Origin of the sequence: Microcoleus sp. MON1_C1, from assembly GCF_036701945.1 — a bacterium.
Taxonomy (GTDB): Bacteria; Cyanobacteriota; Cyanobacteriia; order Cyanobacteriales; family Microcoleaceae; genus Microcoleus.
Genome location: NZ_JAUBRO010000005.1, coordinates 167841 through 175571 on the forward strand (window position 1 = coordinate 167841; position 7731 = coordinate 175571).

Genomic DNA, 7731 nt, shown 5'->3' on the forward strand with positions numbered 1-7731 from the left:
TTTGCATGGGGTGGGGGCGGGTTTTCCAGATTGTTTGTTGTTGGCGATTATGGTTGGTGAACCCGCCCCTACACAATGGGAAGGATGTACATGAGATTTATTGTTGGGTGGGGGCGGGTTTTTGAGTTTGTTTGTTTTTGGCGCTGATGGTGGGTGAACCCGCCCCTACAACATTCCAAAGACAAATATCTAGAATTTTTCAGGAATTTGCATAATTATCCCCCAAATTGCCGATAGATATATATACAGAATAAAGGGAAACTCTAATGGACGAACAACGCATCGCCGCCTATCTCCAACTGATTCAAGCCCTGGTTGAGTGCCCTAGGGGTGAAGAGGATAATATTCTCAACGCCAATCTAGAGTTAGTTGATGCCAATTTTGTGCAAGTCATTGAAGCGGTAGCGGCTAATATGGCAGTAGAGGGAAACTCAAATGCAGCAGCTTGGTTACAAAATCTAGCGGCAAATTTGGCAAATCATGTCAGCATTACAGCAACTCCTGAAGAGTATTTATCTTTCTTGATAGAGGTGTTGCAAGCAACGTCAGACAGTGGCGGAGAACCTCAAGTCGTATATCCTATTTTACAGCAAAATTTCGACAAATTGGATTTAAAATTTGCTCAAGGTTTACAAGTTTGGGCTACATCAGAATTCACAAAAATTACATCAGAAGACGCTGCATCCCTCGCAGAAGTTATTGTCATTTTTAGCAACTTAATTAATCAGTTTCCTCTGGGGCGGCGGGCATGGAATTTAGAAATAGGTATTGCTTGTTATAGCGCAGCATCAGAAGTCTATACCCGCGAGGATTATCCCGAACACTGGGCAACGGTTCAAAATAATTTGGGGCTTGCCTATAGTAAGAGAATAGAAGGAGTCAGGGCAGAGAATATTGAAGGGGCGATTGCCTGTTATCGGGAAGCATCAGAAGTCTATACGTGCGAGGATTATCCCCAAAATTGGGCAGGGACTCAAAACAATTTGGGGATTGCCTATAATGACAGAATAGAAGGAGTCAGGGCGGCGAATATTGAAGATGCGATCGCCTGTTATCTGCTAGCTTTAGATGTCTATACCCGCGAGGATTATCCCGAACAATGGGCAATGACTCAAAACAATTTGGGGAATGCCTATAGTGACAGAATAGAAGGAGTCAGGGCAGAGAATATTGAAGATGCGATCGCCTGTTATCGGAAAGCATCAGAAGTCTATACCCGCGAGGATTATCCCGAACAATGGGCATTGACTCAAAACAATTTGGGTACTGCCTATGGTGACAGAATAGAAGGAGTCAGGGCGGCGAATATAGAAGAGGCGATCGCCTATTATCGGGAAGCATTAAAAGTCCGTACCCCTGAGAATTATCCTGAAAAATGGGCAATGACTCAAAACAATTTGGGGAATGCCTATAGTGAGAGAAGAGAAGGAGTCAGGGCGGCGAATATAGAAGAGGCGATCGCTTGTTATCGGGAAGCCTTAAAAGTCCGTACCCGCGAGGCTTATCCCGAAGATTGGGCAGGGACTCAAAACAATTTGGGGACTGCCTATAGTGAGAGAAGAGAAGGAGTCAGGGCGGCGAATATAGAAGAGGCGATCGCTTGTTATCGGGAGGCATTAAAAGTCGCTACCCGCGAAAATTATCCCGAATATTGGGCAATGACTCAAAACAATTTGGGTCTTACCTATAGTGATAGAATAGAAGGAGTCAAAGCGGCGAATATAGAAGAGGCGATCGCCTGTTTCCGCTTAGTATTAGAAATTCGCACTCCTACTACTTTCCCTTTATACTGCTTGCAATCAGGTAGAAACCTCGGCAATACCGCTTTCGCTGCTGGTTTTTGGGATATCGCCCTGGAAGGATTCGAGAAAGCAATTCAAGCAGTAGAAAAAAGCAGAAGTGGGGCAACTTCCGACGATATCCGCCAGCAGATTTTAGCTGAATCTATAGGTGTTTACGAAAAGGCAATTCAAGCTTGCGTCAACAGCAACCAACTGGAAAAAGCCATAGAATACTGCGACAGAACCCGGGCTCAGCGCTTAGTCGATTTAATGCACAGCAATGACTTGTATGCTAGCGCCAAAATTCCGCCCGCAGTGCAAAAGTATTTGCAGGAATTTGAGGCGAAGCAGCGGGAAATTGACGCAGAAGTTGAACAACTCCGCAAACCTTCTGAAGGCAATAAAGAATTAGCCGATGTGGGGAGTCAGTGGCGCAGTCGGGCAGAGTTATTTGCTTACACGGAGAAGATTGAACAATTGGAAGGGGAGAAACAGCAAATCTGGGAAAATATTCGCAGTTTAGATCCAGTTTTAGCTGGACAAGTTCAAGTCGATCCGATGCAGTTTGCGGCGATGCAGAAACTCATTGACAATTCGCAGACGGCGATTCTCTGTTTTTACACGACGGATGATGACACTCATGTTTTTGTGATTTACAAGGATAAAGCGCCGCAGATTCACACTTGTCAGGGAGAGGGTTGGGGAAATTTTCAGAAGTGGATTTGCGAGAGTTGGTTGTCGCCTTATTTGCAGGATCGGAAAATTTGGCAACAGGGGATGGGTGAGTTTTTGTCTCAGTTGTCGCAGCGGTTGAAAGTTGATGAGTTGATTGGTAATTGTTTGGAGGGAATTGAGGAATTGATTGTGATTCCGCATCTATTTTTGCATCAAATTCCGCTGGCGGCATTGCCGATAGAACCCCCCCAACCCCCCCTTGCTAAGGGGGGACCGGGGGGGGTTCTTAGCGATTATTTCCTGATTCGTTACGTTCCCAGTTGCAGAATTTTGGAGTATTGCAGTAAAGACGAAACCATCGAATCGCCCAAATACGGAATTGTGGAAAATGCCACTGATGATTTGTACTTCACTCCTTTTGAGTGCGAACAAATTGCCGAAATTGTGACCCAACCTGAGCGCTTAAAAGGAAGTCAAGAAGCAACAGTCGCAGCCTATCGAAACCTCGCCCAAAATGTGAATGTAATCCACTCCAGCCACCACGCTGTCTCGCGTTTGGACAATCCTTTAGAATCAGGCTTGTTTTTAGGAGACGGGACTATCACGTTAGGGGAATTGATGACACCTGGTTGGCGCTTGCCGCAGTTATCCGATGTGTTTATGTCCTGCTGCGAAACTAATTTAGGAGGGACGGAAATTACCGATAATCTTCTTAGTTTGGGAACGGGGTTTTTGTGTGCGGGAGCTCGGAGTGTGGTCAGCACTTTGTGGGCGGTGGATGATTTTGCTACTTCGCTGTTTTCGATTTTTTACTATCAGTATCGTCGGGAAGGTTTGAGTCGTCCAGAGGCTTTGCGACGGGCACAGGTGAGGTTGCGGACGATTTCGGGGGCGGAGTTGCAGGGGCTTTATCAACCGCAAATCGAGCCGTTGCTTCAGAGAATTATTGGGGATTTAAAGTCAAAATTGGCTGTGGTTCAAAAGGAAAAACAAAAGTTAAAATTGCGGCATAAACCATACAAGAGGGGGACGGATGAGTTTAAGGAGTTTGATAAGAAGTTGAAGGAAATAGTGAAGCAGGAGAATCAGATTCAGGAACGGAAGAAAGGATATGAAAGTTTGGCAAAAAATCTTTACACTATGTCAAATCCTTTTGATGATTTGATTTATTGGTCGGGGTTTATTTCTCAGGGTTTGCATTGATTTGTGGTGTTTGATGGTGTTAACAAACACGTCTGACACACATTCCGGCGGGGATTGAAATCCCCGCCTCATAGCGCAAGTCCTCTAAAGAGGACTCATGAATTTAACAGTCCTCTTCAGAGGACTTTCGCTATGAGACAGGGAATTAATTCCCTGTCGGACTTTCGGTTTCACCTGCTATTTCACCTACATTTATCCGCCTTAATCCGAGTTTACCTCCGGTTAAAACTCCGGTTCCGCAGCTAAAAGCTCGATCGACAAATCCATCTGTTCCTTCCCCCGCGCCAAAAAGCTTTCGCACTCCTGCAAACACTCGACAGCCACCGCAAACTGCTCAAAAACCTCTTCTAGAGGCAATTCTCCCGATTCCACCCGATCGATAATTGCTTCAATTCGATCGACCGTTTCCTCATAATTCCAGTCAGACTGGCGCAACTGCGAATCAATCATAACTTTTCTTCCGCATCCAATACTTCTACAATCTTAACTTTCAGCAGGCCCCGACTCAACCTCACAGTCAATTCCTCTCCCAATTCCAAACCCTCAGTTGTGCGGACGATCGTACCGTCACTTTGGATTACCGCCGCATAACCCCTTTGCAATACCGCCGCCGGATTCAGTGCGGATAACTTTTCTTGCAATACCTCCAGTTTACCAGTTGCTTGCCGCAAAGTTCGGGATGTCGCAGGCAAACGTTTTAATCGATTTTGTAACAGTTGCAAATGCTCTTCTTCTGTCTGAAATCTTGCCCGCACAGCGTTTGCTAAATTGACCATTCGCTGCTTGTGTTCAAAGTAAAGATCTGCTAAAATTGGTATAGCTTGAGCTGCCGCTGCAGTGGGAGTGTGGGCTCGTTTATCTGCTACTAAATCGGCGAGCGATTCATCTCTTTCGTGCCCGATACCTGTAATAATTGGAATCGCACAATTCGCGATCGCCCTGACAACTCTCTCATCATTAAAACAAGCCAAATCTTCCGCAGAACCGCCGCCGCGCCCTAAAATGATCACATCAGCCCTACCGTCCAATTCTACGCGGGCGATCGCCCTAGCAATCGCAGCAGCAGCCAATTCTCCCTGCACTCCTGTCGGCGACAGCAACACCCGCAAACCCGGATATCTTTGGGCTAGAGTGCGCTGAATGTCTCCCCAAGCAGCGCCAGTATCGGATGTCACCACGGCCACAATTTGCGGGTGTGCGGGAATCGGGCGCTTTCTGGCGGGATCGAAGAAACCCTCCGCATCCAAGCGCGATCGCAATTGCTGCAACCGCAAAGCCTGCAATCCTGCCCCAGCCGGTAGGGATTGCACAACAGTCAACTGGTACTCGCCGCGATTTTTGTAAACCCGGATGCTTCCCAAAACCAGCAACTGTTCCCCTTTTGCGGGCATTTGCACCAATTTTTGCCGCTGAGAATTCCACACCACGCAGCGAATAGCAGCGCTTTTGTCGGTGTCGCACAGAGTGAAAAAGCAGCCGCTGGGGTGGTGCGAAACGTTCGACACCTCGCCTGTCAGCCAAATTGATTGTAGGTTGCGATCGCCCTCCAACAACTCTTGCAGGTATGATGTTAGTCCGGCAACAGATAAAGCTGTATCGGGAAGAATTGAAGTCATCCAATTTTAGATTTTAGATTTTAGATTTTAGATTTTAGATTTAGGCTACTATCAATGCTTCGGACAGTGTGCGATTGCCAAGGGTAAAATAAGCGTTTCAGGGCGAGTGCAGAATCCACTTGCTAACGGAAAATCAAGGGTTTCCGAGTAGGATCTCAAAATAGTCCGGACTATTGTAGTATATCTAAGGTAATTTATTTGTAGGCTTAGCGGGCAATCGTAAATTTAACTGCAAACAAACTAATGATATCAGATACAATGACTTCGATGAATGTGCTGCGCCAAGAGGCTGCGGCGATCGGTATTACTGAGGCCGAAGCCCGAAAATATGGCGACCTCCGACATAAAAGAACTTGGTCTTTGGCGATCGAACATCACCTCTCACTGCAAGATTTTGCCGATCGCATAGAACAATCCTTTACAACTTCCGAACCAGATTCCTCCAGCGCACTCAACCACTCTCAGACTGCGGAGTCGAAAGACTATGGTATTCCGCTAACTGCGAACCTAGGCGAATCTAGAGTAACCAGGGACAACCAAACAGCCTCTCTTGCTTCGCCACAACAGCAAGCAGTAGCAATCGGGCGATCGCACGGTAATTCCGACCACCGCAGCAACCAAAACCGAGGTTTTAAACAAGTAGTTCAAAATCATATTAAAGCATTAACAATTGCATCCGCCTCCCGCACAAATCTGCCTCATTCACAACTGGGCAATTGGGTTTGTCCTGAGTGTGGGCCGGAGGGCGAATTGGGCTGTCACCTTTGCGCCGGAGAAGGCAATGTAGGGGATATTGCAGCTATTGGGTGGACGCTAGCTTATATGGAAATGTTGGGTTGTTCTCCTCGCGAAATCGAACCGATACGGAAATTTCCGCCTTCCTTAAATATTCTGGAATTGAATTTAAAAGTTTGTGTTGCTATCAAACAAAGTAGCGAAGTTTTAGCCAGGACGGAGAAATGGGTAATTAGTCATTAGTTACCTGAAAGCTCAACCAAATTAAGTATTGATTCTAGCTTTTTCAAAGCAACTTCCAAATCGTCATTAACAACTTGGGAATCAAATTCCCCCGCCGCTTCAATTTCCTCTTTAGCACGCAGCAACCGACGGGCGATCGCAATTTCGGAATCTTGACCCCGACTCCGCAGTCGCCGCTCCAATTCTTCCCAAGAAGGAGGTAAAATAAAAATTCGCAGCGCCTGTGGAAAATTATTCCTAATTTGCCTAGCCCCTTCGAGCTCAATTTCGAGGATTACCCATTTTCCCTCACGAATTCCTTGCTTGAGACCAAAATAAGGAGTACCGTAAAAATTACCGGCAAACTCAGCCCATTCCGCCAACTCTCCAGCCTCAACCATTTGTTCAAAACGGCTGCGGCTGACAAAATAGTAATGCTGTCCCTCAATTTCTCCCTCACGGGGCGATCGAGTTGTCACGGATACCGAAAGATACAATTCGGGATGGCGATTGAGGAGCGATCGTACTAGGGTGCCTTTCCCCACACCGCTAGGCCCCGTCAAAACAATTAACTTACCGGATTTCATTTTTAGAATAGAAACGTGTAACAATTTAAGTTTCCGCTTACTTTAGACTGTAAGCGCTCAAATTGCAACTAACAAACCTCAATCATCCCGACTTTGACCGTCTTTGCTGATCACAAAACGATTAGCAACTGTTTCCGGCTGAATCGCCGAGAGGATGACGTGACTCGAATCTGTAATAATTACCGCTCTCGTGCGGCGGCCGTAAGTTGCGTCAACCAGTTGTCCGCGCTCCCGCGCATCAGTAATAATCCGCTTAATTGGCGCTGACTCGGGACTGACAATGGCAATCACTCGATTAGCAGACACAATGTTACCAAAACCGATATTAATTAATTGAATATCCATGAAAATTTTAATCTGTAGGTGAACGATTTACTATCAATCCTTACTTTTTATCATATAATATACAATGATTTTTTATGAGAATCCTCAAATTAATCTCAACTAAGTTTTTTAGTTTCTACCTAAAATTTTTACCATTTTGACGCCGAGTAGCCCGTTCTTTATCAAAAATTTAAAAAATACTCGCTGTTGTCGCTCTATCTTAAAGATTCCGTAAAAGCGTCGATTTTTAGTTGCAAATAAAAGCATTAGCTGTATCGAGAAAACAACCCGGAAATGTTGCGAAATATAAAGTTAATGTTCAGGAGAGGAAAGTTAAGTATAATTAGTGTTAAATGACAACAAATATTCGCAAATGCTGCTTGGATGAGCTTTCCAACCTAAACTAAAAGCTGCTGGCGATCGCACTTTTTGCCCGATTTTTTACCAAAAGATTGGGGATGATGTGCAAAACTACAGATTTTTATTGCATGATGTTCTACAATAAAATAAGGTATCGGCTCAATAAGTAGGGGGAGCAGTTATTCTAGTTGCCAAGACAAGCCCAAGGGATGAAGAGAAGATGTTTCG

At 45.5% G+C, this 7731-nt stretch carries 6 protein-coding genes; 2 read left to right on the top strand and 4 right to left on the bottom strand.

The window, feature by feature from the left end; translation table 11 throughout:
* The first annotated feature begins 266 nt into the window (after positions 1-266).
* The gene (locus tag QUA62_RS04625; RefSeq protein WP_333402682.1) at positions 267-3659 is read left to right on the top strand and encodes a CHAT domain-containing protein; all 3393 of its coding nucleotides are present in this window, start codon (positions 267-269) and stop codon (positions 3657-3659) included.
* A 222-nt stretch (positions 3660-3881) separates the two neighbouring features.
* Here QUA62_RS04625 and xseB read toward each other — a convergent pair whose 3' ends face one another.
* A complete protein-coding gene (gene xseB, locus QUA62_RS04630; protein WP_333402683.1) occupies positions 3882-4109 on the bottom strand; it encodes an exodeoxyribonuclease VII small subunit in 228 nt (75 codons plus the stop codon).
* Positions 4106-5275: an exodeoxyribonuclease VII large subunit gene (gene xseA / locus QUA62_RS04635; RefSeq protein ID WP_333402685.1), complete on the bottom strand. Its 1170-nt coding sequence runs from the start codon at positions 5273-5275 to the stop codon at positions 4106-4108. The genes xseB and xseA overlap by 4 nt, the downstream gene beginning before the upstream one ends.
* Before the next feature lie 243 nt (positions 5276-5518).
* Between xseA and QUA62_RS04640 the strand changes: the two genes are divergently transcribed.
* A complete protein-coding gene (locus tag QUA62_RS04640) occupies positions 5519-6253 on the top strand; it encodes a hypothetical protein (RefSeq protein WP_333402687.1) in 735 nt (244 codons plus the stop codon).
* Here the strand turns inward: QUA62_RS04640 and gmk are convergent.
* Both gmk and remA read right to left on the bottom strand, forming a co-directional pair.
* Positions 6250-6819, bottom strand: a complete 570-nt coding sequence (gene gmk / locus QUA62_RS04645; RefSeq protein ID WP_333402689.1) for a guanylate kinase — start codon at positions 6817-6819, stop codon at positions 6250-6252. The genes QUA62_RS04640 and gmk overlap by 4 nt on opposite strands.
* Before the next feature lie 78 nt (positions 6820-6897).
* Entirely contained in the window at positions 6898-7164 is a 267-nt protein-coding gene (remA, locus tag QUA62_RS04650; RefSeq protein ID WP_190659785.1) for an extracellular matrix/biofilm regulator RemA, read from the bottom strand.
* Positions 7165-7731: the final 567 nt, after the last annotated feature.